The organism is Streptomyces sp. NPDC048612 (genome assembly GCF_043199295.1).
GTDB lineage: Bacteria > Actinomycetota > Actinomycetes > Streptomycetales > Streptomycetaceae > Streptomyces.
Map to the genome: position 1 here is coordinate 141626 of NZ_JBICVV010000019.1, position 25189 is coordinate 166814.

The following is a 25189-nucleotide window of genomic DNA, read 5'->3' on the forward strand; positions in this document are numbered from 1 at the left end:
ACGGACATCGCGTACGGGGGCGCTCATGCGGTGCGGCCGGTCTCGCCGGCCGCCGTCGCCTTCGCATCGTCGGGCGGCGTGTCGGTGACTAACGGACGGCGGTGTCGGCCGGGCGGATGTAGATGCGCTGGCCGGTCGAGGCGGCCTGCTGCACGATCCGGTTGACGGAGGCGGCGTCCACGACGGTGCTGTCCACGGCGGTGCCGTCGACATCGTCCAGGCGCATGATCTCGAAGCGCAACGGCTTCTCCCTTCGTCTGATCCTCCTGCGGAGAACTCTTGGGCAGGTGCTGCCCGGCGTCGCTGCCGGGCGCTCCGTACTTGGTAGAACGCCCTACCCAGGGCAATCATTCCCTACGCTAAAGAAAAATTTCGACGGCCTAACTACGCCTGCCCGAGAGCGGTTGTGTCCGCAGAGTGACCGCCCGGACAATGGGACCGGTATGAATGACGTCCAGCCCACGGGCCCCACCGACCTCGCCGCGCTCGCCGCCGGGATCGAGCGCACCAACGAGCTGCTCACCCGCGTGCTCGCCGAGGTCGCCACCACCCCCTCCACCCATGCCGCCTTCGTCGACGCGGGCTACGTCTACGCTGCGGCCGGCCGCCTGGTCACCGGCACGGAGGACCGCAAGGCCTTCGACCTGGATGCGGAGGCGCTCATCGAGGCCTTCATCGACAAGGCCCGGATGATCTTCCCGGACAGCCGGCTGCTGCGCGTCTACTGGTACGACGGCGCCCGCCGCCGCATCCACACCCAGGAGCAGCAGCGGATCGCCGAGCTGCCCGACGTCAAGGTCCGGCTCGGCAACCTCAACGCCAACAACCAGCAGAAGGGCGTCGACTCCCTGATCCGTTCGGACCTGGAGTCACTGGCCCGGCACCGCGCCATCAGCGACGCGGTGCTGATCGGCGGCGACGAGGACCTGGTCTCCGCCGTGGAGGCGGCACAGGGCTACGGCGCCCGGGTGCACCTGTGGGGCATCGAGGCCTCCGGCGGCCGCAACCAGGCCGAGCCGCTGCTGTGGGAGGTCGACAGCGCGCGCACCTTCGACCTGGAGTTCTGCAGGCCGTACGTCACCCGGCGGGCCGGTGTGGAGTACTGCGAGCAGACCGCGGGCGAGGGACCGGCGCCCAGCCGCGACGACGTGCGCTTCGTCGGCGCCCAGGTCGCCGCCCAGTGGCTGTCGGAACGCGGCCGCGAATGGGTGGCCGGACTGCTCCCCGGTCACCCCTATCTGCCCGGCGCCGTCGACCAGGAGCTGCTGACCGCGGCGGAGGCGCTGCTGCGGCACTCCCTGCGCGGCCACGCCGACCTGCGGCGGGTCCTGCGCGACGGCTTCTGGGATCACGTCCAGGGGCAGTACTAGCGGGCGCTCGTGGCCCCGGCCGGACGGAGGGGCCGGGATCAGGCCTGTGCGAGCAGCTCCGTGAGACGGTCGAAGAAGCCCGACCAGCCCGCCTCCGCCTGGCGGTACTGCTCGGAGGTGAGATTCCCGCCGAGCTGGCGGAAGGCCATCTCCGTACGGCCCCCGAGATCGGTCAGGGTGACCCGGACGATCTCGCCCTCGATGCCGTCCGGCGCGGACGCGTCCTTGAGCGTGAACTCCAGCCGCTCCGGGGGCGCCACCTCACGGTAGACGCCGGAGAACGGCAGCTCACCGCCGTCCGGGGTGCGCATCACCAGACTCCACACCCCGCCCGGCCGCGGGTCCATCGTCATCCGGTCGGCGGGCACCGCCAGCTCCCCGCCGAACCAGTACCCGAAGTGCTCGGGCCTCGTCCACGCCTCGAAGACCAGCTCACGGCGGGCGTCGAAGGTCCGGGTGAGCGCGATGCCGTGGGGGCCGTCCCCGGGGTCGGCCGGGGGAGTCGCCGGGTTCTCGGTCATCAGGGAGCCCTTCGTACGAAGCCGGTGCGGCCCGGACCGCGCCGGGCCGCCTCCCTCGATGCTCGCCGAACCGCCGGGCGCTGTCCTGGCGACACCGCCCGCTCGGCCCACCGGCCCGCCCTCAGCCCACCCCGCTCCAGAACCCGGCCAGCGCCTCCGCCGTCTTCTCCGGACGCTCGGCGTTGGGGGAGTGCTCGGCGCCCTCGATGACGGTGCGCCGGGCGGACAGCCGCTCCGCCATGTCGTCCATCCACGCCACCGGCCAGGCGTAGTCGACGGCGCCGGAGACGACATGGACGGCCAGCCCGGTACGGGCCAGCTCCGCCACCCGGTCGGGCTCCGCCAGCATCTGCCGGCCGGTCGCGATCAGCTGCTCGGGCACGGTGTTCAGCCAGCGGCGGTGCAGGAACGCGCCGATCTCCGGCGGTGTCGCCGCGTCCGCCGCCTCCGGCGGGTCCAGTTCGCGCATCGCCCGCCAGACGCTCTCCATGTCGAGCGTGCCGAGCGCCTCGATCAGCATCCGCACCCGGGCCTGCTGGGACGCCTCGATGGCGGCCGGCCCGGAGCTGAGCACGGTGAGCGAACGGAACGGGGCCGCGTCCAGCAGCACGGCGGCCCGGGTGACCAGCCCGCCCAGGGAGTGCCCCAGCAGATGGACCGGGCCGCTGTCCGGCTCCCGCACGGCCCGCGCCTGCGCCAGCACGTCGAGCGCCAACTCCCTTTGCGCATAAGCCTGTTCCTCGCGCGGCCCGGCGGACTCGTGCTGGCCGCGGCCGTCCACCGCGACCGCCCGGAAGCCGGCCGCGGCGAGCGGCTCCAGCAAGGCGACGAAGTCCTCCTTGCTACCGGTGAACCCGGGCACCAGCAGGGCGGTCCCGATCGGTGCGGCCTCGGGCCGGGCGTCCTGCACGGCGAAGGAGCCGCGCGCGGTGTCGAGTCGGTACGCACGGGCGCACGGGGGCAGCGTGAGGGTGGGCGGCCTGCTCATGCAGTGAGGTTATCCGGGCCGGGTGGCAAAACAGGGCCGGGACGCCGACGACCCGGCACCCGCGCGGTGCGGGGCCGGGTCGTCGGTGCCGGGTCCAGGAGGACCGGGCGGGTCAGCTCTCGGGCGTCGCCTCGGCCGCCGTGGCCTTGGCGCGGGTGCGGCGGCGCACCGGCTTGGCCTCGGCGCCCTCCGCCGCCTCCGCGGCCGGCTTGGCGGCAGCGCTCTTGCGCGTCCGCTTCGGCTTCACCGGGGCGTCCTCGGCGGGAGCGTCCACCGCGGCCTCGGCGGCCTTCGCGGCGGCGGTCTTCCGGGTGCGCTTGGGCTTGGCCGGTGCCTCCGTCACGGTCTCCGCGGCCTCGGCGGCCTTCGCGGCAGCCGTCTTCCGCGTCCGCTTGGGCTTGGCCGGCGCCTCCACGGCACCTTCGGCGGTGTCCACCGCGGCCTCGGCGGCCTCGGCGGCCTTGGCGGCAGCCGACTTGCGGGTGCGCTTCGGCTTGGCCGGGGCCTCGGTCACGGCGTCCGCGGCCTCGGCCACGGTCTCCGTCACCACCGCCGGCGCCGTCTCCGCCGCGGCCTTGGCGGCGCTGCGGGAACGGCGGCGCGGCCTGGCCGGTGCCTCGACGGGCTCCGTCACGGCAGCGGCCTCGGCGGCTGCCGCGCGCTCCGCCGCGAGCGCCCGGGCGGCGACCTCGACGGTCTGGAAGCTCTCGGTCTCCACCGGCCGGGCCACCCGGGGACGGCGGCGGCGCGGCTTCACGGGCTCGGCCGGAGCCTCGGTCACCACGGCGGCGGCCTGGGCCACCACAGCGGCGCCCTTGGCCACCACAGCGGTGTCCTTGGCGACCTCGGTGTTGCGCGCGGCCTCGGCCACCGGCGCCGTCACGGCACCGGACTGGCTCGACGAGCGGGTACGCCGGCGCCGGCGCGGCTGCCGCGGTCCGGCGGCCTCCGTGCCCTGAGCGGCGTCCTGGGTGCTCTCGGCGGCGGGCGACCCGGTCGTCTGTGCCGTGGCACCGGCCGGGCCGTCCAGCGCGGTGCCGCCACGGGTACGGCGGCGCTGCCGCGGGGTACGGGTGCGCGCGGGGCGCTCCTCCTCCACGACGGCACCCTTACGGGGACCACGGCCCCGGCCACCGGTCTCGCCCAGGTCCTCGACCTCTTCGGCGGCCAGCCCGGCCCGGGTGCGCTCGGCGCGCGGCAGCACGCCCTTGGTACCCGCGGGGATGTTCAGCTGCTCGTAGAGGTGCGCGGAGGTGGAGTAGGTCTCCTCCGGCTCGTCGAAGGCCAGGTCCAGCGCCTTGTTGATCAGCTTCCAGCGCGGGATGTCGTCCCAGTCGACGAGGGTGACCGCGGTGCCCTTGGCGCCCGCGCGGCCCGTACGGCCGATGCGGTGCAGGTAGGTCTTCTCGTCCTCGGGCGACTGGTAGTTGATGACGTGCGTCACGCCCTCGACGTCGATACCGCGGGCGGCGACGTCGGTGCAGACCAGGACGTCGACCTTGCCGTTGCGGAAGGCCCGCAGCGCCTGCTCACGGGCGCCCTGGCCGAGGTCGCCGTGCACCGCGCCGGAGGCGAAGCCCCGGCGTGCGAGCTGGTCGGCGATGTCGGCGGCGGTCCGCTTCGTCCGGCAGAACACCATCGCCAGGCCCCGGCCCTCGGCCTGGAGGATGCGGGAGACCATCTCCGGCTTGTCCATGGAGTGCGCACGGAAGACGTGCTGGACGGTGTTGGCGACGGTCTGGCCCTCGTCGTCCGGCGCGGTGGCGCGGATGTGCGTGGGCTGCGACATGTAACGGCGGGCCAGCGAGATGACCTGGCCGGGCATGGTCGCGGAGAACAGCATCGTCTGGCGCTTGGCCGGCAGCAGCTGGATGATCTTCTCGACGTCGGGCAGGAAGCCCAGGTCGAGCATCTCGTCGGCCTCGTCCAGCACCAGGCTCTTGACCTGGGAGAGGTTCAGCTTCTTCTGGCCCGCCAGGTCGAGCAGGCGGCCGGGGGTGCCGACGACGACGTCGACGCCCTTCTTCAGCGCCTCGACCTGCGGCTCGTAGGCACGGCCGCCGTAGATGGCCAGCACCCGGACGTTGCGCACCTTGCCGGCGGTGAGCAGGTCGTTGGTGACCTGCTGGCACAGCTCACGGGTCGGCACGACCACCAGGGCCTGCGGCGCCTCGGTCAGCTGACCGGGCTGCGCCCGGCCGACCTCGACGTCCACGGGGACCGTGACGCGCTCCAGGAGCGGCAGGCCGAAGCCCAGGGTCTTGCCGGTGCCGGTCTTGGCCTGGCCGATGACGTCGTTGCCGGAGAGGGCGACGGGGAGCGTCAGCTCCTGGATGGGAAAGGGGGAGATGATGCCGACGGCTTCCAGCGCCTCGGCCGTCTCGGGGAAAATCCCGAGGTCTCGGAACGTAGACAGAATCTTGCCTCTTCTGTGAGACGCGGCGTGAGGCGGCGAAGGGGGTCGTACCGCACCTTCGTACGGAGTTCGTACGGGCCGGCCGGAGGGGCCGGTGGGGCGGGACCACTGCCAACGCTCAGGCACTCCTGCCGCGAGCGGTGTCCCTCTCGCCGTGCGTATGTCTGCTACGCGCCGCAAGAGAGGGCGGTCGGTTTGGAGCCGATCGGGCCACCGACCGGGCATCCGCTTCGTGGAACGACCCACCGATACTCGGCAGGTCCAAATACCACTGTACCCCGGATATGGCTCGCCTATCCGAAGGCTTGTATGAGTGAGGAATACATCACGGCCGGTCCGGCGCCCCGGCACCGGCTACGACCGTCGTTCGTACGAGGGAACGGCTGTGGCTGACCAGGCCCTTCCCCGAGCCGCCGAGCGGGCTATTGTGCCGGTCATGGGAACGCCTGACAACGCCGCGGCTGACGCGCAAGAGAACACCGGGATCGCCGCCCAGGACTGGGCGCAGGCATCCGCCGACCCGCAGTACCGGGCCGCCGTGATCGACCTGCTCGGCGCCCTCGCCTACGGCGAGCTGTCCGCCTTCGAGCGCCTGGCGGAGGACGCCAAGCTCGCGCCGACGATGGACGACAAGGCCGAACTGGCCAAGATGGCCTCGGCAGAGTTCCACCACTTCGAGCGGCTGCGGGACCGGCTCGCACAGATCGAGGCCGAGCCGAACGAGGCCATGGAGCCGTTCGCCGCCGCCCTCGACGAGTTCCACCGCCAGACCGCGCCGTCGGACTGGCTGGAGGGCCTGGTCAAGGCCTATGTCGGCGACTCGATCGCCAGTGACTTCTACCGCGAGGTCGCGGCCCGGCTGGACTCCGACACCCGCGGTCTGGTGCTGGCCGTGCTGGACGACACCGGGCACGCCTCGTTCGCCGTGGAGAAGGTGCGCGCGGCCATCGAGGCCGAGCCGCGGGTCGGCGGGCGGCTGGCGCTGTGGGCGCGCCGCCTGATGGGCGAGGCGCTCTCCCAGGCGCAGCGGGTGGTCGCGGACCGCGACGCGCTCTCCACGATGCTGGTGGGCGGCGTGGCCGACGGCTTCGACCTGGCGGAGGTGGGCCGGATGTTCTCCCGGATCACCGAGGCGCACACCAAAAGGATGGCGGCGCTGGGTCTCGCGGCCTGACGTCCCTAGGGCCTGTCGTAGCGGGGTGCCGGGCGGCTCAGGCCGTCCGGTGCCCCTTCAGTGTCGGGGCCGGGTGCCGCAGGCGCCGGTGCGGCGGGCGTACCAGGACCGACAGCAGCGCCGCTCCCACGGCGACCGAGGCCACCATCACCTGCACGGGATACCCCGGACCGAGGATCGAGCGGGTCAGCACCGCGCCGAGCAGCGCCGCGACCGGGCCGGTCGCGAGCGTGAGGCTGCGCGAGGGGAAGCGGTCGGGCAGCCATCGCGTGGCGGACAGAGCGATGGCAAAGCCGATGAGCAGGGCGCCGAGTGCTTCCCAGATCATGCTGTTCCCTCCCGCGTGACAAACGCCGATCGATGAACAAACCGGTCTTACGCGGTCGTACCCAAGGGGCACCGGCAGCAACCCTCGCCCCGCCGGTCCGCTGCCTGATCAGCCCAGCCGAACCGACTCGAACAGCCTGATCTGCGCAAACGCCCCCCGGCCGGGCCCGGAAGCGGCGCCCGGGCGGGCCTGGAAACGACAGGCGAGGGCGGCGGCCCGGAGAAGGGAATCTCCGGGCCGCCGCCCTCGTGTCCTGGTGGGCGCCGTGGCCGGCGCCCCGCGCTCAGAGCGCGCCGAACCCGACCTTGCGGGCGGTCGGCTCGCCGATCTCGACATAGGCCAGCCGGTCCGCCGGGACCAGAATCTTGCGACCGTGGTCGTCCACCAGGCTCAGCAGCTGCGACTTGCCGCCCAGCGCGTCGGACACAGCGCTCTCGACCTCTTCGGCAGACTGCCCGCTCTCCAGAATGATCTCGCGGGGCGCGTGCTGCACGCCGATCTTGACCTCCACGGCTTTTGTCCCTCCGACGGTCTGGGGGTCCCCAGCCTCAGCTGGGGGAGGAAGCGCGGTCATCCGCGCCGTACGCAGCACACATTAGCCCGGTACGGGGACACGCAGGACGCCATGGGCCACGCCCGCAGCGAACAGGGTCAGTGCGTTTCGCCGCCCTGCAGGGGGAAACCGGCGATGCCCTTCCAGGCGAGCGACGTCAGCAGCTGCACCGCGGTGTCCCGCGGGACCTGGCTCTCCGAGGACAGCCAGTAGCGCGCCACCACCTGGGACACTCCGCCCAGACCCACGGCCAGCAGCATCGACTCGTCCCGTGACAGGCCGGTGTCCTCGGCGATCACCGCGCTTATGGCCTCGGCGCACTCCAGCGACACCTTGTCCACCCGCTCACGGACCGCCGGGTCGTTGGTGAGGTCCGACTCGAAGACCAGGCGGAAGGCGCCGCCCGGGTCCTCCACGTACGCGAAGTAGGCGTCCATCGTCGCCGCGACCCGCTGCTTGTTGTCGGTCGTCGACTCCAGCGCCGTCCGCACCGACTGCAGCAGGGCCTCGCAGTGCTGGTCGAGCAGCGCGAGGTAGAGCTCCAGCTTGCCCGGGAAGTGCTGGTAGAGCACCGGCTTGCTGACGCCCGCCCGCTCGGCGATGTCGTCCATCGCGGCCGCGTGGTAGCCCTGCGCGACAAAAACTTCCTGCGCGGCGCCCAGAAGCTGGTTGCGCCGGGCGCGGCGTGGCAGGCGCGTGCCCCGCGGGCGCGCCGCCTCGGTCTGCTCGATGGCGCTCACGCTGCCTCCCAGAAGTGGTTCCGTTCGCGGCCTGTACAAGGTGGTGCACCGCGCCCGCCATCGTACTTTTGGGTAACCCGGCTGTGCGCGGTCCGGGCCGAGAATTTATGCCCGGCCTCGGGGCCATAAGCCGACATAACGTGCCAGGTCATCGGTATTCGTCTTCGTTGAGCTCCACCACGCGGGCCTGTTCGGCGCGGTCCGCCTCGTTCGCGGAGTCCGGGTCGGCGGTGGTCAGCGGCTCGTCGCGGCGCGGGGTGACGTCGGCGTACTGCTCCGCCGCGTCCGCTTCCGGTGCTTCGACATCGAACTCGGTGGCGTCGCTCTCGTCCTCGAAGGTCTCCGGGTCAGTCGGGTCGACGCGCATGGTGGCTCCCTTTCTCGCGTGCTCGCTTCGTCGGCTGGTGCCAGGCATGAGCAGGCCGGGGCTGCCGCCCTCGCCTACGAGCGTAGGAGAGCGGCCGCGTCAGCGCGATGCGGTGTGTGACCGCGGACACACGATCGTGGGCGTGATCGTCTCGTAACATCGACCCATGTCTTCGACCGAGTCGCCGGACACCGCGACTGCCGCCCTCCCGGTGCCCCCGGCCGGCTCCGGCCGGCCCGGCGCGGCGGAGACGCTGCGCACCGTGACCCTCCCGGGCCTCACGCTGACCGTACGGGCACCGGTCGGACCGCCCGCCCCGGAGGGCGGCGGCAGCGGGGCCGGTGACGGGCGGGACCGTGAACCCGCGCTCTACGTCCACGGACTCGGCGGCTCCTCGCAGAACTGGTCGGACCTGATGCCGCTGCTCGCCGACCGGGTGGACGGCGAGGCGATCGACCTGCCCGGCTTCGGGCACTCGCCGCCGCCCGCCGACGGCAACTACTCCGTCTCCGCGCAGGCCCGCGCGGTCATCCGCCACCTCGACGCGGCCGGGCGCGGCCCCGTCCACCTCATCGGCAACTCCATGGGCGGCGCCGCCTCGACCCGGGTGGCGGCGGAGCGCCCCGACCTCGTGCGGACCCTGACGCTGGTCTCCCCGGCGCTGCCCGAACTGCGCCCGCAGCTGACCGCGGTGCCCACCGCACTGCTCGCGGTGCCCGGTCTCGCCGGGCTCTTCGGCCGGCTCACCCATGACTGGACGCCCGAGCGCCGCACCCGTGAGGTGCTGGCGCTCTGCTACGGCGATCCCGGCCGGGTCAGCCCGGAAGGGTTCAACGCCGCGGTCGACGAATACGCGCGACGGCTCGAACTCCCTTATTTCTGGGAGGTGATGGAGCGCTCCGCGCGCGGCCTGGTGAACGCCTACACGCTCGGCGGCCAGCATAATTTGTGGCGTCAGGCAGAGAGAGTGCTCGCCCCCACCCTTCTCGTCTACGGTGGGCGCGACCGCCTGGTCTCCTTCCGGATGGCGCGGCGGGCGGCCGCGGCGTTCCGCGGTTCGCGACTGCTGACGCTTCCGGAGGCGGGGCACGTGGCGATGATGGAGTACCCGGAGACAGTGGCGCGGGCCGTCCGCGAACTGCTCGACAGTGACATGACCGATGTGACCGCTGATGCGGGCAGGAGCTGACACACCCCGTGGGACGCCACAGCCGCAAAGGCCGGCCGGAAACCGCAACGGACACCCCGGAGACGGCCGGTCCGCCCGGTGAGGGCACCCCGGGCGGCACGCCGCCCGGACCGGGCTCGGGCCGCCGCAGACGCGAGCCGTTCGAGGGCGACGTGGTGCGCGGTGGCCACCCCGAACAGCGGGAACCGGGCGGCGGCTGGGGCGAGTTCCCCACCACGCCGGCGCCCGGACAGGGCGCGCCCCGTATTCCCCGGCCCCGCGCGGAGATGCCCCACGGGCCGCGGATGGCGGCACCGGGCAGCGGTCCGGGACCCCGGCGCGAGTTCGTGGAGGCCTTCGACGCCGGCACGTACCCGCGCGGTGCGGTCGAGGTGAGCGACCCCGAGGACGATGTGTTCCGGGCTGGTGCGCCCCGGAAGGCGGCCGCGGCGGCCGGTGCGTACGGACCCGGCACGGACGGCGCGGCCCCCGGCGGCCGGTACACGGGCCGGTCGGTCGTCTTCGACCGCGAAGCGGCCGACGGGCAGGACCGGCCGGCGGAGCCCGGCGTGCTCGGTGCGGGGCCCGGCGGGCCCGGTGACGAGGACCTGGACGACGGCTACGGCGCGGAGGAGGGGCGGCACGGCGTCAGGAAGGGCGGCAAGGGCCGGACCTTCACCGGCGCGGCGGCCGCGGCGGTCACCACCGTGCTCGCCGTGGTCATCGCGGGCCAGGTCGCCGAGCAGCACACGAAGGACGGCGAGCCGCAGCCGCGCAGCGGCAGCGACCGCGCCGACGGGGTCGACGACGAGGCCTCCCGGTCGCACACCAGGCCCACCCAGGACGCCAAGCCCGCCAGTTACGACGAGAAGATGAACCAGGTCTTCCCGCTGGACGCGAAGCTGACGGCCACCGGCCGGTTCACGCCGGCCGGCGGGGACGCCGAGGCGCCCGGCAAGGGCAAGGTGCTGCGCTACCGCGTCGACATCGAGGAGGGGCTGCCGCTGGACGGCGACCTGTTCGCCGAGGCGGTGCACAAGACCCTCAACGACAGCCGGAGCTGGGCACACGGCGGGAAGATGGCCTTCCAGCGGGTGGGCTCCGGCGACGCCGACTTTGTGATCACGCTGGCGAGTCCGGGGACCACCGACGAGTGGTGCGCCAAGTCCGGCCTCGACACCAGCCAGGACAAGGTCTCCTGCGACTCCGCGGCGACCGACCGGGTCATGATCAACGCCTATCGGTGGGCGCAGGGCGCCCGGACCTACGGCCACGACAAGATGCACGCCTACCGGCAGATGCTGATCAACCACGAGGTCGGCCACCGGCTCGGGCACAACCACGAGACCTGCTCCCGGCAGGGCGCCCTGGCCCCGGTGATGATGCAGCAGACCAAGTTCCTGACCACGGACGGGGCGACCTGCCGCCCCAACTCCTGGCCGTTCCCCACCCAGCGCTGACCGGGCCCGGCCCGGCGCCGACGGGCCCGCCGCCCGGCGCGCACCCCGTGGGGCGGTCCCTGCCCCGTGCCGGTCCACCGCGCGGGCCCTGGTACGCCTATAGCGCGAAGAAACGCCCTTAGGGGCGGAAAGTTACGTGCTTTCACCCCTTCCGGTGGCGCGACGGACAACCGTCCATCGCGCCACCGGCCCCTTTGCATAGCTTCTTCCTGCAGGTGGCGGCCGTGCCGCCGCACATCAGGGACGCCGACAGGGGAGGACGGGGGTGCACTCATGCGCATTGGACTGCTCACCGAAGGTGGTTATCCGGATGCGTCCGGTGAGTCGTCCGCGTGGTGCGACCGGCTCGTGCGCGGACTGACCGGCCACGACTTCGAGGTCTACGCCCTGAACTCCGACGCCCGCCGGGCGGCCCGGCCCCGGACCGAACTGCCGGACCACGTCCGCCTGGTACGGCGCGCGCACCTGTGGGGCGAGGCCCCCGCCGCACCCCGCCGGACCGCCGAGCGCCGGGGCCGCGTCGGCGGACGCCGCGCCCGCCGCCGCTTCGCCGAGTGCTTCGGCGCCCTCGTGACGGCCTTCGCCACCGTGCCCACCGGGGACGAGCCGGCCGGCGCCGCCCACCACGGGGACCCGGAGAGCGGCCCCGGTCCGTCGGCGACCAAGAAGGCGGACCGTTTCGCCACCGGCCTCTACGGGCTCGCCGAACTCGCCCGCGACCACGGCGGGGTGCCCGCGATGCTGCGCTCCGAGAGCGCCGTACGACTCCTGGAGACCGTCTGCCGCGGCCCCCGCGCCCTGCCCGCCGCCCAGGGCGCGCAGGTCAACGATCTGCTGGCGGTCACCACCCAGCTCGAACTCGCGCTCCGGCCGCTCTCCCTGGACTGGTACGGCGGCCGGGACACCCCCGGCCTCGGCGGCGTGGACCTCTGCCATGCCACCTCCGCCGGTGCCGCCGCCCTGCCCGGACTGCTCGCCAAGCGCTTCTTCGGCACCCCGCTCCTGGTCACCGAGTACGGCGTCCGGCTGCGCGAGCACTATCTCGCCCGCGCCGCCTCGCCGTTGAGCGTGCCGGTGCGGGCGCTGCTCGCCGCCTTCCAGGGCGCGCTGGCCGCCGAGACCTACGCCCAGGCCGCGCTGATCACCCCCGGCAACACCCACGCCCGGCGCTGGCAGGAGCGCTGCGGCGCCGACCGCGCCCGGCTGCGCACGGTCTACCCGGGCATGGACGCCGCCCCGTTCGCCGCCGTCGGGGACGCCGCCGCGGACGACTCCAAGACGCTGGTGTGGGTCGGCACGGTCGAGCCCGCGAAGGACCTCATCGCGCTGCTGCACGCCTTCGCCGAGATCCGCCGGGCCGAACCGGCGGCCACCCTGCGCATCGTCGGCGGGCCCGGCCGCGACCCGGGGGCGCCCGGCTATCTCGCGCACTGCCGGGCGCTGGCCGCCCAGCTCTTCCCCGACGAGGCCGCCGACGCCCGCACCGTCGGCGAGAGCCCGGTCAGCTTCGAGGAGATCGGCGGCCCCGGTCTGCCGGCCCCGGCGGACGCCTACGCCTCCGGTGCGGTGGTGGTGCTCTCCAGCGTCATCGAGGGGTTCCCGCGCTCCCTGGTGGAAGCCATGTTCTGCGGCCGTGCCACGGTGTCGACCGATGCCGGCGCGGTCTGCGAGGTCATCGGCGGCACCGGTCTGGTCGTCCCGCCGCGCAACCCCCGCGCCCTGGCCGAGGCCTGCGCCGCGCTGCTCGGCGACCCGGACCGCAGGGCCAGGCTGGGCGCGGCGGCCCGCGCGCGGGCGCTGGAACTGTTCACCGTCGAGCAGAACACCGCGGCATTTCGTGGCATCTACCTGGAGCTGATCTCGCACGCCCCGGCTCGCCCGGCCGCCTGCCGCACGCAGGACGCGCACGGCGTCCCGCGGCCGTTCGCCCGCCCCGCCGAGTCCCATGTCCCCGGCCGCTGGGCCGCGACCGGCACCGCCACCCGGGCGGTCACCGCGCCGGCTCCCCGGACCCCGCGCTGGGCGGCGTCCGGGGCCCGGCGGCCCGCGGCGCCGGCCGCCGCCGACGGGGGCGGGGACGCCGGGGGAGCGGAGGCCGTCCAGGACGTGGGACAGGCCGTGAGACGGCAGGGCCCGACGAGCGACCAGGCATGGCCGGCGCGAAGGAGAGAGCAATGGTGACCAGTGTGCTGGACGTGATGTGTGCGATGGGTGTCGTGGGCGTGGCCCTGGTGACGGGTATGGCGGATGTGGCACACGGCGGCGGCCGCCCCGGCCGTCCCGGCGGCCTCGTCCCGGTCGCCCGGCGCACCCCGCACACACCCGGCCCGCCCCGGCGTCGTACCGCGCCCCGCCGCCCCGGCCCGGACGGCTGCGCGCCGGCCCGGGGGAGGGGGGCCGGCGCATGACGACTCCCGAAGGCGGCGCCGCCGGTGCCATGGCGGCCCCGGGGGAAGCCCGCGCCGAACGGGCCGTGCCCCCGCGCAAGGACCCCGCCGCCCGCCCCCCGCGCCGCGGCCCCGCCGACCCCGTACGCACCCTGATGCACCGTCACCAGGAACTGTGCGCCCGCGCCGTCGACGCACTGGAGATCGCCGCCGGCCTGGAGGCGCACGGCGTCACCGACCGCACGGCCGCCCGGTTCCGGCACCGGGACGTCTTCTCGCTGGCCGAGGAGCTCTACGCCCGGGTGCCGCGCGCCACTTCGGACACCGTCCCCGGGGCCGCGCCCGCACCCACCCCCGCCCGGCGCTCCCGCACCGTGTGCGCGGCGCTGCACCTGCTCCCCGGCGGCGTCTGCGTCGCGACCGTCGCCGCCCTCGCCTCGGTGCACACCGAGCCCCCCGCCGTACGCACCGGCGTGGGCGCCGCGGGCCTGGTCCTGCTCGCCCTCGCCGTCCGGCTGGGCGTGCGGGCCGGGCCGCTGCGGCTGCGCCACGGCAGCGGACCGCGCACCGCCGGCCTGTGGGCCGGCTGGACGGCCGGCTACGCGGTGTACGGGGACTGGCTGCTCGAACAGCTGCTGACCGGCGGCCCCGACCTGCCCCACGCCGCACCCCACGCCGCCGTCGCCCCCGCCGTGGCCCTTGCCTTCGCCCTCGCGCCCGCGGCCGGCTGCGCCCACTGGTTCACGGTGCGCGGACGAGGCGTCCTGGCCGCCAGCCGCGGACTCGGTGAACTCGCCGCCCGGGTACGCCCGTTACTGCTCGTCACCACCCTGCTCTTCCTGGGCGCGCTGGCCGCGCTGCTGCTCGGCGCGCAGGCGGTCCTCGGCGGTGGCGACCCGGTCACCGCGGGGGCGGCGGCCGCGCTGGGCGTGCTGCTCTTCCTGGCCCGGCTGCTCGCCGTCCACGGCTTCCCCGAAGCGGCCGCCACCGGCCTGGCCTCGGCCGCCGCCCTGGAGGCCCTCGCCCTGGCCCTGGTGCTGATCGCCCGGCTCCCCGGCCTGCCCCCGCTCGGCGCCCCGGTCGAGGCGCTGACCACCACGGTGGGACCGGCCGCGGTACCCGCCGTGGCCTGCACCGCCGCCGCCCTCGGCCTCCTCGGCTACGGCCTGCGCGCGCTCGCCGGCGCCTGCGCGCACTGGCCCGCCCCCACCGGACCGGCGGAGGCACACCGGCCGTGATCCTCCGGACGACCCCCGGCCCCCGATACCCCGCACCCCCACACGGGCAACCCCACCACGCACCACCCCGGGAGCGGCACCCCGCAGCGGCCGCCCCGTTCCTGTCCCCGCGGACCGCCCCCACGTGGCCCCCGCCCCCAGGGCGGACGCCGACCCCGCGGCCGGAGCCGACCCGCTTCCCTCGATCCGTCTTAGGAGCACGACAGATGAACGTCCAGCCGACCACACACCACGCGCACCGGGGGGCCGCACGATGAGGGTGCTGCTCATCGGCGCCAACGGCTACCTGGGCCGCTACGTCGCCGACCGCCTGCTCGCCGACCCGGCCGTCCAGCTCACCGCCCTCGGGCGGGGCGACGACGCCGACGTCCGCTTCGACCTCGCCTCCGGCAGCCCCGGGGCGCTCACCCGCTTCCTCGACGCGGTCCACCCCGGTGTCGTCGTCAACTGCGCCGGAGCCACCCGGGGCGGCGCCCGCGAGCTGACCCGGCACAACACCGTCGCGGTCGCCACCATCTGCGAGTCGCTGCGGCGCAGCAGCTGCGGCGCCCGGCTCGTCCACCTGGGCTGCGCCTCCGAGTACGGGCCCTCCCAGCCCGGCTCCTCCACCGCCGAGGACGCGGTGCCGCGCCCCGGCGGCCCGTACGGCGTCAGCAAACTCGCCGCCACCGAACTCGTCCTGGGCTCCGGCCTCGACGCCGTCGTGCTGCGGGTGTTCTCGCCGGTCGGCCCCGGCACCCCGGCGGGATCGCCGCTCGGCCGGCTCGCCGAGGCCATGCGCCGCGCCATGCAGTCCGGCGACAGCGAACTCAAGCTCGGCGGGCTCGGCGTGCAGCGGGACTTCGTCGACGTGCGCGACGTGGCGCGGGCGGTGCACGCCGCCTCGCTGTCCGCCGCGCAGGGCGTCGTCAACATCGGGACCGGGCGGGCCGTACGGCTGCGGGAGGCCGCTTCGGTGCTCGCCCGGGTCGCCGGCTTCGGCGGCGCGCTGCACGAACTCGACTCCCCGCCGGCCCGGCTGGTCATCCCGGGCCCGTCCCCGGAGCACCCCGCCGGTTCGCCGCCCGCCACCTACCCGTACCCGGACGGCTGCGGCACCTGGCAGCAGGCGGACGTCCGCACCGCCCGCGACCGGCTCGGCTGGCGCCCCCGGATCGGGCTGGAGGAGTCCCTCGCCGACATCTGGATGGAGGCCGCGTGCCGCATCTGACCACCGGCGTCCCGGCCTGACCGGAGCGGAGGCTCCGCGCTCCGCGGCGTGGCGGGGTGAGACGGGTGTCCCGCTCGGTGGGACGAGCGAGCGGGGAGGACCGGCGCTCCGCCGCCGCGGCGGGCACCGGCGGAGGCGCCTGGGCGTCACTGCCCGGCTACTGGGACGAAATCGTCTCGCGCATCGGAACGGGTGTCTCGGAATGAAGAAGGGCGTGGCAGTGTTACGGGGAGAGCAAGCTCCCCCACGCTCGGCTCGGCCCGGGCGGGGGGAACCCATCAAGACCGACCAACGGAGTCCCCGTGTCGCTGCCACCCCTGGTCGAGCCCGCTTCCGAGCTCACCGTCGATGAGGTCCGCAGGTACTCCCGCCACCTGATCATCCCCGACGTCGGGATGGACGGGCAGAAGCGGCTGAAGAACGCCAAGGTGCTCTGTGTGGGCGCCGGTGGCCTGGGCTCGCCCGCGCTGATGTACCTGGCCGCGGCCGGTGTCGGCACACTCGGCATCGTGGAGTTCGACGAGGTCGACGAGTCGAACCTGCAGCGCCAGATCATCCACAGCCAGGCGGACATCGGCCGCTCCAAGGCGGAGTCCGCGAAGGACACCGTCCTGGGCATCAACCCGTACGTCACGGTCAACCTGCACCAAGAGCGCCTCGACTCCACCAACGTCATGGAGCTCTTCGCCCAGTACGACCTGATCGTCGACGGCACCGACAACTTCGCCACCCGCTACCTGGTCAACGACGCCTGCGTGCTGCTGAACAAGCCGTACGTCTGGGGCTCGATCTACCGCTTCGACGGCCAGGCGTCGGTGTTCTGGTCCGAGCACGGCCCCTGCTACCGCTGCCTGTACCCGGAGCCCCCGCCGCCCGGCATGGTGCCCTCCTGCGCCGAGGGCGGTGTCCTGGGTGTGCTGTGCGCCTCCATCGGCTCCATCCAGGTCAACGAGGCCATCAAGCTGCTCGCCGGTATCGGCGACCCGCTCGTCGGCCGGCTGATGATCTACGACGCGCTGGAGATGACCTACCGCCAGGTCAAGGTCCGCAAGGACCCCGACTGCGCGATCTGCGGGGAGAACCCCACCGTCACCGAGCTGATCGACTACGAGGCCTTCTGCGGCGTCGTGTCCGAGGAGGCCCAGGAGGCCGCGGCCGGCTCGACGATCACTCCGCAGCAGCTCAAGGAGTGGATCGACGGCGACGAGAAGATCGAGATCATCGACGTCCGCGAGCCGAACGAGTTCGAGATCGTCTCGATCCCCGGCGCCAGGCTGGTCCCGAAGAACGAGTTCCTGATGGGCACCGCCCTCCAGGACCTCCCCCAGGACCGGAAGATCGTCCTGCACTGCAAGACGGGCGTCCGCTCCGCCGAGGTGCTGGCCGTCCTGAAGTCCGCGGGCTTCGCCGACGCCGTGCACGTGGGCGGCGGTGTCATCGGCTGGGTCAACACCGTCGAGCCGGAGAAGCCCGTCTACTGAGCTTCCCGCACCACCCGTAAGGCGCCGGTCCGTGCTCACGGACCGGCGCCTTCGCGTCGGACAGGTGGCTGCGGCGGGGGCCCGCTCAGATCTCGCCCTTGCGGGTCAGGTAGGTGAAGGCCACCCAGCCGGGCAGCACCGGCAGCCAGAAGACCATCAGCCGGAACAGCAGCACCGCCGGGAACGCCACATCACCGGCGAGCCCGGCGACGGTCAGCGCACCGAACAGTGCACCCTCGACGGCGCCCACTCCACCCGGCGTCGGCGCGGCCGAGCCCAGCGCGTTACCGGCCAGGAAGGCCACCGCGATGCTCGCGTAGCTGATCGTGTCGCCGCCGCCGAACGCGCGGATCGAGGCGTCCAGACACATCACGTTCGCCGCCGTCAGCAGCAGCATCCCGCCGATGCCGGTGACCAGCTTCCCGGGCCGCTGGAGGATGTCCAGCATCCGCGGGACCACCCCGGCGAACAGCGACCGCACCCGCGTGGAGACGAACTTCCGCAGCGCCGGCACCGCCGTGACGATCAGGACCAGCACGGCCACGGTCAGCAGCCCGGCGATGACCGTACGGGACGGCGAGATCGTCGGGGTCCGTTCGGTGCCCGTCAGATAGCCGAAGGTGAGCAGCAGCAGGATGTGGCTGCCCAGCCCGAACAGCTGGGAGGCGCCGACGCTCGCCACCGCCAGGCCGGGCCGGACCCCCGCGCGCTGCAGGAAGCGGGTGTTGAGCGCCACCCCGCCGATCGCCGCGGGCGCCACCAGCTTCACGAAGTTGCCCGCGATCTGCGCGATGACCGTCCTGACGAACGACACCTTCTCCGTGACGAACCCCAGCAGGCTCATCGCCGCCGCGATGTACGTCAGCCCCGAGAAGCCCACCGCGACCAGCACCCACATCCACTGGGCCTTGCTGATCAGATCGCTGAGGTTGAAGTGGGTGAGCTGGGACAGCAGCAGATACACCGCGAACGCGCCGGCGATCCAGCTGATCAGGATGCGCGGGCTCAGCCGCTCCAGCTTCGCCGGCTCGATCACCGCCGCCGGACGGATCAGCAGCACCTGCCGGCGGATCTGCGCCAGCAGGTCCTCCTCCCGGGCCTCCTCGCTCGCCTCGTCCAGGGCCCGCTTCTCGGCGTGCTTCTCCGCGTGCCGCTCGGCCCGGATCGCCTTGCGGTCCTTCGGGCCACCGGCCTCCCGGGCCTCCCGCGCCTCCTTGGCGGCCTGCGAGGCCTCCAGCACCGCCTCCCGCTCCCGCTTGGCCCGCTCCCGGGCCAGCTGGCGCAGCGTCGCGCGGGTGGTGCGGCTCAGCGCGATCGGCTGCAGCAGCGGCAGGCTGTCCGCCACCGCGTCCGGGCCCAGCACCTCGACGGCCGCGGCCACCGCGCGCTCCGCGCCGACCCGCAGCCCGCAGGTGGCCAGCAGCTGGGCGATGTCCATCCGCAGCACCAGATCACCGGCCGCGATCTCCCCGCCGCGCAGCTCGGTCAGCACGATGTTGCCGGAACGATCCACCAGCAGCGCGTCACCGACCAGCCGCCGGTGCGCGATCCGCCGCGACTGCAGCGCCGCGACCTGACGCCAGGCGCTGTGCATCAGCGCGTCGGTGATCTCCTCGTCGGCCAGCGAGTCGAAGCTGCGGCCGCCGATGTGCTCGTAGACCAGCATCACCGCGTCCGGGCCCAGCTCCGAGGTGGCGATCAGCTTGGGGGCGTTGGCACCGGCCGCGATGGCCGCGTACGCCAGCAGCGCCTCCTGCTCCAGCGCCTGGCGCAGCGACTGCAGACTGCGGCGCTGGTTGATGCCGCGCAGCGACAGCCGCCGCCACACCCGGTAGAAGAAGCCCTGCGCCTGCTGCTCGCGGTCGACGACGGTGACATCGATCGGCGGGCCGTCCTCCAGGGTGACGAGGTAGCGGCGGCCGCGGTCGGTGTGCTCGGACTGCTCGGGGCCGGCGGCGTCCTCCGCGCGCAGCGCGGACACCGGGTGGAAGCCGACCCGGCGCAGCCCCGCGAGGAGGTTCTGTCCGGTGGGACGGACATTGGGGGAGCCGACGGCGTAGAGGGTGCCGTAGGCGACGGTCCAGCCGATCAGCACGGTCGTGACGATCGCGAACGGGGTGGTGTACCGCCCGACCAGCACCGCGAACGAGTCCAGCAGCAGCACGCACCACATCGCGACCCGCCAGCGCGGCCGCCGGGACATGCCCACCGCCGTCATATAGGCGATCACCGGTGCCAGATAGCTGTGCACCGGCGCGGACAGCGCACCGTTGTCCAGGGTCTGGGTCAGCGCGTCCCGGATGGACGGCGGGGCGGCCTCGGCCACCCACAGGTCGGTGGCCAGCGACACCCCGTGGGCAAGGACGGCGGCGAGCACCCCGTCCGCGATCCGCAGCCCGTCCCGCTTGATCAGCCGCTCCACGGCGAACGCCACCGGCACGATCAGCACCGCGACGCTGGACGTCAGCCCCGCCAGATTGATCAGCAGCGGGGGCGCCGCCTTCGCACCGCTGCCGATGTCGTTCTCCAGGCCCTGGGTGGTGCCGTGTGCGAACGTGGCGAGCCCGAGGACGAGCGCGATCCCGGCGATCCCGAGCAGCAGCCGCAGCAGGTCGGAGGGCCGGTGCACCCGGGCGGGCAGCAGCGGCTCGTCACCGGAGACCCGGTCGACGTGGAACTCGCCGTACTCGTCGGCGGTCAGATCGGCGCGGTGCGAGCCGGTACGCGGCTTGCTCCGGGCCGTGCCGGACACCGGCTCCTCGCCCTGGTCGTGCCGGACCTGCTCCTCCGCGGGCCGACTGCTCTTCCGCTCCTCCTCGTGCCGCTCGGTTGGCTCGGCCTCCTCGGGCCCTTCCGGCCTCTGGGACGCCCCGGGTCGTTCGGCCTTCTCGATCGTGCTCGCCTTTTCGGTAGCGGAAGCCGTGGCCGGCTCCCGTTGGTGCTTCCCCTGTGGTGCCGCCCGCTGCCGCTCGGGCCGCTCGGTCGCAGCGGCCGGTCCGGGCGCGGTGCCGGCGGCGTCGACGGCCAGCGCTTCAGGGGCGCCCGCCTCCCGTGGAGGCGCCGCACCCTGCTGCTCGGCCGTCTCTTCTTGATCTCGTATCACCAGTCACCGTCCGGAAGATGGTGGCACGGCCGACCGGTGGAGGGGGGCATCAGGGTGCATTTCGGGGGTGCGGGAGGCGGAACGCCCCTCCTCCTCGCCACAGCTGACGGCGCCGTGCCGACGACCTCCGCGGGGTGCGGGACCGTGTGTCCGCTCCCATTGTCGGTGCCGTGCGGCAGGATGGACCGAATGAGTGGGACCGGAGACACAGCGCCAGGTGAGCTGCCCGCCTACGCGGAACGGGTCCTCGCCGTCGCCGAGCTGATCCCGGCGGGCCGGGTGATGACGTACGGGGACGTCGCGGAGTGGCTCAGGGACGAGGAGCCCCCCGAAGGGCTGCCCGCGGCGGGCGGTGGCGGGCCGCGCCAGGTGGGACGGGTGATGGCCCTCTACGGGGGCGCGGTGCCCTGGTGGCGGGTGGTGCGCGCGGACGGCCGCCCGCTGCCCGGCGGCGAACAGCGCGCACTGGCGCACTACCGGGCGGAAGGCACCCCGTTGCGCACCGCCTCGCGGGGGACCGCGGACCCCATACCGCGGCTCGACATGCGGCGGGCCCGCTGGGACGGGCAGCAGCCCGGCGGCGCGGCGCCGCGGTAGCGACAGCGGGCCGCGACGGACCGGGGGACGCGGCGCGGTCCGGGTACGGTCCGGCATGGCGTCGGGCAGCGCCGTCACGGCGCGGCCGCGTACCGTACGGCCGGACCGCCCGCCAGGACGGCGGCCCGCACCGCGGCACTCCGCCGGACTCCGTCCGGGGGGACCCGAACGGCACCACCCGCGCACCACGAACACCCTCCTCAGGACCGGCGATCCACGTGAGTTCCTCCTTCTCGGCCGCCCCGCCGACGCAGCCCCACCGGGCGGCGCGACGGGCCGTCCCCGGCGCGTACCGGCTGGTCCGCACCCCGCCGGGGCGGGCGGATTCTCCTGCTCTGGACGCAGCACAGCGCGCCGTGGTTGACCACCGGCACGGGCCGCTGCTGGTCCTGGCCGGACCGGGCACCGGCAAGACCACCACCCTGGTCGAGTCGGTCGCCCAACGGGTACGGGCCGGCGGCGACCCCGAGCGGATTCTCGTCCTCACCTTCAGCCGCAAGGCCGCCGCCGAACTCCGCGACCGGCTCGCGGCCCGGCTGGCCGCCTTGGAGGGACCGCCCGACGGACACCCCGGCCCGGCGGGCGGCGGACGGCGGGCGGGCATCCCGCAGGCGACGACCTTCCACTCCTTCTGCTACGCCCTGGTCCGCGCCCACCAGGACGCCGACCTCTTCGCCGACCCCGTACGGCTGCTGTCCGGACCCGAACAGGACCTCGCCGTCCGGGAACTCCTCGAAGGACAGGCGGAACTCGCCGGCACCGGCCGCGCCCGGGTGAGCTGGCCGGACGAACTGCGGGCCTGCCTGACCACCCGCGGCTTCGCCGACGAGGTCCGCGCCGTGCTCGCCCGCAGCCGCGAGCTGGGCCTGGGGCCGGAGGCGCTCGGCGCCTTCGCCCAGCGCACCGGCCGCCCCGACTGGAGCGCAGCGGCCGCCTTCCTCGCCGAATACCTCGACGTCCTGGACGCCCAGGGCGTCCTGGACTACGCCGAGCTGGTGCACCGCGCGGTGCTGCTCGCCGAGGACACCGGCATCGCCGCCGAGCTGGCCGCCGCCTATGACGCGGTCTACGTCGACGAGTACCAGGACACCGACGCCGCCCAGGTACGGCTGCTGCGCGCGCTCGCCGGCAACCACGGAGCCACCGCCGCACCCGGCTCCCCGGGCCGCACCCTCGTCGCCTTCGGCGACCCCGACCAGTCGATCTACGCCTTCCGGGGCGCCGACGTCAACGGCATCCTCGACTTCCCCGAGACCTTCCGGCGCGCCGACGGCAGCCCCGCACCGGTGGCCGTACTCGGCACCTCCCGGCGCTCCGGCGCCGCCCTGCTCGCCGCCACCCGGCTGGTCACCCGCCGGATGCCGCTCACCCGTCTGCCCGCCCAGAAGGTCCGCGCCCACCGCGAACCGGCGCCCGTACGGGACGGCGGCCGCGTCGAGGCGTACACGTACCCGACACCCGGCACCGAACTCGACAACATCGCCGACATCCTGCGCCGCGCCCACCTGGAGGACGGGGTGCCCTGGCGGGAGATGGCCGTCCTCGTCCGCGCCGGCGGGCGCTCGCTCCCCGCCGTGCGCCGGGCGCTCACCTCTGCCGGGGTACCGCTGGACATCGACGGCGACGACCTGCCGCTGCGCCACGAACCCGCGGTCGCCCCCCTGCTGACGGCCCTCCGCGCGGCGGCCCGCGCGGCGCTCGGCCGGGAGCCGGGGGCGGATGACGCCGGGACGGACGGAGCCGGGGCGGGCGAGCCGGGTGGGGACGGGCTGGGCGTGGACGAGCTGGGCATGGACGAGCTCGGTGCGGACGAGCCGGATGCCGACGGACCCGGTACGGGCGAGCGGGGTGGGGAGGAACCCTGTACGGATGAGCTGGGCGCGGACGAGCCGGGCGCGGACGAGGCCGGAGCGGACGCCTCCACCGGTGCCGCCCCGGAGGGCGTCCCGGATGCCACCGCCCCCCAGTGGCTCGACGCCGAAACCGCCCTCGACCTGCTGGCCTCCCCCCTGGGCGGGATGGACTCCGCCGACCTGCGCCGTCTGGGCCGTGCCCTGCGCGAGGAGGAACGGGCCGCCGGGCACCCACTGCCGCCGCCCTCCGACGAACTGATCGCCCGTGCGCTCGCCGAGCCCCGGCGCCTGGTGGCCCACGACCCCGCCTACGCCCGCGGCGCCCAGCGGCTCGGCCGGCTGCTGGGCAGGGCCCGCGCCCTGCTGGCCGGCGGCGGCACCGCCGAACAGGCGTTGTGGGAGCTGTGGGACGGCACCCCCTGGCCGCAGCGCCTGGAGCGGGCCGCCCACCGCGGCGGCGCCGCCGGCCGCAACGCCGACCGGGACCTGGACGCCGTCGTCGCCCTCTTCGAGACCGCCGCCCGCGCCGAAGAACGCACCGGCGGCCGCGGCGCCCTCAACTTCCTGGAGGAACTCGACGCCCAGGACATCGCCGCCGACACCCTCACCCGCCGCGCCGTCCGCCCCGACGCCGTACGCCTGATGACCGCCCACCGCGCCAAGGGCCTGGAATGGCGGCTCGTCGTCGTCGCCGGCCTCCAGGAGGGCCTCTGGCCCGACCTGCGGCGCCGCGGCTCGCTCCTGGAGGCCGACCGGATCGGCCGCGACGGCCTGGCCGAACCGCTCACCCCCGGCGCCCTGCTCGCCGAGGAACGCCGCCTGTTCTACGTGGCCGCCACCCGCGCCCGGGAACGCCTGGTCGTCACCGCCGTGAAGGCCGCGGCCGACGACGGCGACCAGCCGTCCCGTTTCCTGACCGAGCTGGGCGTCACCCCCCAGGACGTCACCGGCCGCCCCCGCCGTCCCCTCTCGGTGGCCGCGCTCGTCGCCGAACTCCGCGCCACCACCGTCGACCCCGCCGCCACCCCCGCGCTGCGCGACGCCGCCGCCCAGCGGCTCGCGAAACTGGCCGCGCTGCACGACGACGACCACCACCCCCTGGTGCCCGCCGCCCACCCCGACACCTGGTGGGGCCTGCACGATCCCACCCACAGCAGCGTCCCGCTGCGCGACCGCGACCGCCCCGTAGTCCTCTCCGGCAGCGCCCTCGACCAGCTCGCCAACACCTGCTCCCTCCAGTGGTTCCTGGGCCGCGAGGTCAAGGCGGACGCCCCCGCCACCGCCGCCCAGGGCTTCGGCAACGTCGTCCACGTGCTCGCCGACGAGGTCGCCTCCGGCCGCACACCCGCCGACCTGACCGTCCTCATGGAGCGCCTGGACTCCGTATGGGACGGCCTGGCCTTCGACGCCCCCTGGAAGTCACGGCAGGAGAAGGACCAGGCGCGCGCCGCACTGGAACGCTTCCTTCGCTGGCACGTCATGGAACGCGAGACCCACGGCCGGGACACCGTCGCCACCGAGCACGGCTTCGACCTCACCCTCCGGGCCGGTGCCTACGAGGTCCGTATCCGCGGCAGCATGGACCACGTCTCCCAGGACGCACAGGGCCGGGCGTACGTCGTCGACTTCAAGACCGGCAAACAGAAGCCGACCGGCCCCGAGGTCGCCCGCCACCCCCAGCTCGCCGTCTACCAGCTCGCGGTGCGCGAAGGCGCCGTCGACGACGTCTTCGACGGCCGCACCCCCGAACCGGGCGGCGCCGAACTGGTCCACCTGCGGCTCGGCGCCCCCCAGAAGGAGGGCGGCGACGCGCTGCCCGCCGTACAGGCGCAGCCGCCGCCCGACGGGGAGTGGATCGGGGACCTCCTCGCCACCGCCGCCGGCCGTGTCCTGGAGGAGCGCTTCACGCCCACCACCGGCACCCACTGCACCCACTGCACCTTCCGCGCCGCGTGCAGCGCCCAGCCGGAGGGGGGGCACATCGTGGAGTGACCCTCCGCTGCGCTTTGGTTTCGGGCCCACGTTTTTGGCTTTCCCGCCGTGGGGGTTGCTCGCCGTGTTTCGCCCCGCTGCGCGGGTGCGCCCGTCGTTGCGCCTGCGGCGGGCGGGTCCGCTGCGCGGGGCTGTCGGGGTGCGGTGACGGGCCTGCGCGGGTGGGGGGGGGGCGGGGGGGGGGGGGTGGGGGCGGGCGCCCCCCCCCCCACCGGCCCCCGCCCCCCCCGGGGGGGGTGGGGC

Annotated in this window: 20 protein-coding genes; 11 read left to right on the top strand and 9 right to left on the bottom strand. The window is 74.4% G+C overall.

The genetic code is table 11. The annotated features are described in order from the left end of the window. Positions 1-88 precede the first annotated feature (88 nt). The gene (locus ACGFN2_RS26005; protein WP_085925097.1) at positions 89-241 is read right to left on the bottom strand and encodes a hypothetical protein; all 153 of its coding nucleotides are present in this window, start codon (positions 239-241) and stop codon (positions 89-91) included. A 202-nt stretch (positions 242-443) separates the two neighbouring features. Here ACGFN2_RS26005 and ACGFN2_RS26010 point away from each other — a divergent pair, with 202 nt between their 5' ends. Continuing rightward, positions 444-1370: an NYN domain-containing protein gene (locus ACGFN2_RS26010; RefSeq protein ID WP_362605421.1), complete on the top strand. Its 927-nt coding sequence runs from the start codon at positions 444-446 to the stop codon at positions 1368-1370. A gap of 38 nt (positions 1371-1408) precedes the next feature. On the opposite strand, the gene ACGFN2_RS26015 is transcribed toward ACGFN2_RS26010, so the two are convergent. From ACGFN2_RS26015 to ACGFN2_RS26025, 3 genes are all read right to left on the bottom strand, one after another. Further along, complete coding sequence (locus ACGFN2_RS26015) at positions 1409-1891, bottom strand: SRPBCC domain-containing protein (protein WP_362605419.1); 483 nt, start codon at positions 1889-1891, stop codon at positions 1409-1411. Positions 1892-2012: 121 nt separating this feature from the next. Further along, positions 2013-2879, bottom strand: a complete 867-nt coding sequence (locus ACGFN2_RS26020; RefSeq protein WP_362605417.1) for an alpha/beta hydrolase — start codon at positions 2877-2879, stop codon at positions 2013-2015. A gap of 112 nt (positions 2880-2991) precedes the next feature. Continuing rightward, on the bottom strand, positions 2992-5421 hold the full coding sequence (locus tag ACGFN2_RS26025; RefSeq protein ID WP_362605416.1) for a DEAD/DEAH box helicase: 2430 nt from the start codon (positions 5419-5421) through the stop codon (positions 2992-2994). A 310-nt stretch (positions 5422-5731) separates the two neighbouring features. Between ACGFN2_RS26025 and ACGFN2_RS26030 the strand changes: the two genes are divergently transcribed. Continuing rightward, positions 5732-6469 carry a ferritin-like fold-containing protein gene (locus ACGFN2_RS26030; protein WP_393364395.1) on the top strand — a complete coding sequence of 246 codons (738 nt, stop codon included), beginning with the start codon at positions 5732-5734 and terminating at the stop codon, positions 6467-6469. 37 nt (positions 6470-6506) lie between these two features. On the opposite strand, the gene ACGFN2_RS26035 is transcribed toward ACGFN2_RS26030, so the two are convergent. The 4 genes from ACGFN2_RS26035 to ACGFN2_RS26050 form a co-directional block, all read right to left on the bottom strand. Next, positions 6507-6797 carry a hypothetical protein gene (locus ACGFN2_RS26035; RefSeq protein ID WP_362605412.1) on the bottom strand — a complete coding sequence of 97 codons (291 nt, stop codon included), beginning with the start codon at positions 6795-6797 and terminating at the stop codon, positions 6507-6509. A 283-nt stretch (positions 6798-7080) separates the two neighbouring features. Further along, positions 7081-7308 (bottom strand): DUF3107 domain-containing protein, encoded by a 228-nt coding sequence (locus tag ACGFN2_RS26040; protein ID WP_362605410.1) that lies wholly within the window; start codon positions 7306-7308, stop codon positions 7081-7083. Positions 7309-7448: 140 nt separating this feature from the next. Then, positions 7449-8090: a TetR/AcrR family transcriptional regulator gene (locus ACGFN2_RS26045; protein WP_362605409.1), complete on the bottom strand. Its 642-nt coding sequence runs from the start codon at positions 8088-8090 to the stop codon at positions 7449-7451. Positions 8091-8238: 148 nt separating this feature from the next. After that, positions 8239-8457 (bottom strand): hypothetical protein, encoded by a 219-nt coding sequence (locus ACGFN2_RS26050; protein WP_362605407.1) that lies wholly within the window; start codon positions 8455-8457, stop codon positions 8239-8241. Between the two features lie 166 nt (positions 8458-8623). On the opposite strand from ACGFN2_RS26050, the gene ACGFN2_RS26055 reads away from it, so the two are divergent. From ACGFN2_RS26055 to moeZ, 7 genes are all read left to right on the top strand, one after another. Continuing rightward, complete coding sequence (locus tag ACGFN2_RS26055) at positions 8624-9646, top strand: alpha/beta fold hydrolase (RefSeq protein ID WP_393364400.1); 1023 nt, start codon at positions 8624-8626, stop codon at positions 9644-9646. 8 nt (positions 9647-9654) lie between these two features. Continuing rightward, the gene (locus ACGFN2_RS26060; protein WP_393364403.1) at positions 9655-11085 is read left to right on the top strand and encodes a DUF3152 domain-containing protein; all 1431 of its coding nucleotides are present in this window, start codon (positions 9655-9657) and stop codon (positions 11083-11085) included. Positions 11086-11358: 273 nt separating this feature from the next. Further along, a complete protein-coding gene (locus ACGFN2_RS26065; protein ID WP_393364406.1) occupies positions 11359-13266 on the top strand; it encodes a DUF3492 domain-containing protein in 1908 nt (635 codons plus the stop codon). Continuing rightward, entirely contained in the window at positions 13260-13493 is a 234-nt protein-coding gene (locus tag ACGFN2_RS26070) for a hypothetical protein (RefSeq protein WP_393364409.1), read from the top strand. The genes ACGFN2_RS26065 and ACGFN2_RS26070 overlap by 7 nt, the downstream gene beginning before the upstream one ends. Beyond that, positions 13490-14710, top strand: coding sequence for a hypothetical protein (locus ACGFN2_RS26075; protein WP_393364412.1), 1221 nt, complete (start codon positions 13490-13492; stop codon positions 14708-14710). Before ACGFN2_RS26070 ends, ACGFN2_RS26075 begins: the two co-directional genes overlap by 4 nt. A 253-nt stretch (positions 14711-14963) precedes the next feature. Further along, positions 14964-15920, top strand: coding sequence for an NAD-dependent epimerase/dehydratase family protein (locus ACGFN2_RS26080; RefSeq protein ID WP_362605398.1), 957 nt, complete (start codon positions 14964-14966; stop codon positions 15918-15920). Between the two features lie 302 nt (positions 15921-16222). After that, positions 16223-17401 (top strand): adenylyltransferase/sulfurtransferase MoeZ, encoded by a 1179-nt coding sequence (gene moeZ, locus ACGFN2_RS26085; RefSeq protein WP_362605397.1) that lies wholly within the window; start codon positions 16223-16225, stop codon positions 17399-17401. 85 nt (positions 17402-17486) lie between these two features. Here moeZ and ACGFN2_RS26090 read toward each other — a convergent pair whose 3' ends face one another. Beyond that, positions 17487-20504: a lysylphosphatidylglycerol synthase domain-containing protein gene (locus tag ACGFN2_RS26090; RefSeq protein WP_393364416.1), complete on the bottom strand. Its 3018-nt coding sequence runs from the start codon at positions 20502-20504 to the stop codon at positions 17487-17489. 189 nt (positions 20505-20693) lie between these two features. Between ACGFN2_RS26090 and ACGFN2_RS26095 the strand changes: the two genes are divergently transcribed. Next, complete coding sequence (locus tag ACGFN2_RS26095) at positions 20694-21101, top strand: MGMT family protein (RefSeq protein WP_393364419.1); 408 nt, start codon at positions 20694-20696, stop codon at positions 21099-21101. A 218-nt stretch (positions 21102-21319) separates the two neighbouring features. Continuing rightward, positions 21320-24946, top strand: a complete 3627-nt coding sequence (locus tag ACGFN2_RS26100; RefSeq protein ID WP_393364422.1) for an ATP-dependent helicase — start codon at positions 21320-21322, stop codon at positions 24944-24946. The last annotated feature ends 243 nt before the right edge of the window (positions 24947-25189 follow it).

Coding starts and splice junctions, on each gene's coding strand:
- ACGFN2_RS26010 (WP_362605421.1), top strand. CDS start 444: ATGAATGACGTCCAGCCCACGGGCCCCACCGACCTCGCCGCGCTCGCC.
- ACGFN2_RS26015 (WP_362605419.1), bottom strand. CDS start 1,891: ATGACCGAGAACCCGGCGACTCCCCCGGCCGACCCCGGGGACGGCCCC.
- ACGFN2_RS26020 (WP_362605417.1), bottom strand. CDS start 2,879: ATGAGCAGGCCGCCCACCCTCACGCTGCCCCCGTGCGCCCGTGCGTAC.
- ACGFN2_RS26030 (WP_393364395.1), top strand. CDS start 5,732: ATGGGAACGCCTGACAACGCCGCGGCTGACGCGCAAGAGAACACCGGG.
- ACGFN2_RS26035 (WP_362605412.1), bottom strand. CDS start 6,797: ATGATCTGGGAAGCACTCGGCGCCCTGCTCATCGGCTTTGCCATCGCT.
- ACGFN2_RS26050 (WP_362605407.1), bottom strand. CDS start 8,457: ATGCGCGTCGACCCGACTGACCCGGAGACCTTCGAGGACGAGAGCGAC.
- ACGFN2_RS26055 (WP_393364400.1), top strand. CDS start 8,624: ATGTCTTCGACCGAGTCGCCGGACACCGCGACTGCCGCCCTCCCGGTG.
- ACGFN2_RS26065 (WP_393364406.1), top strand. CDS start 11,359: ATGCGCATTGGACTGCTCACCGAAGGTGGTTATCCGGATGCGTCCGGT.
- ACGFN2_RS26070 (WP_393364409.1), top strand. CDS start 13,260: ATGGTGACCAGTGTGCTGGACGTGATGTGTGCGATGGGTGTCGTGGGC.
- ACGFN2_RS26075 (WP_393364412.1), top strand. CDS start 13,490: ATGACGACTCCCGAAGGCGGCGCCGCCGGTGCCATGGCGGCCCCGGGG.
- ACGFN2_RS26080 (WP_362605398.1), top strand. CDS start 14,964: ATGAGGGTGCTGCTCATCGGCGCCAACGGCTACCTGGGCCGCTACGTC.
- ACGFN2_RS26095 (WP_393364419.1), top strand. CDS start 20,694: ATGAGTGGGACCGGAGACACAGCGCCAGGTGAGCTGCCCGCCTACGCG.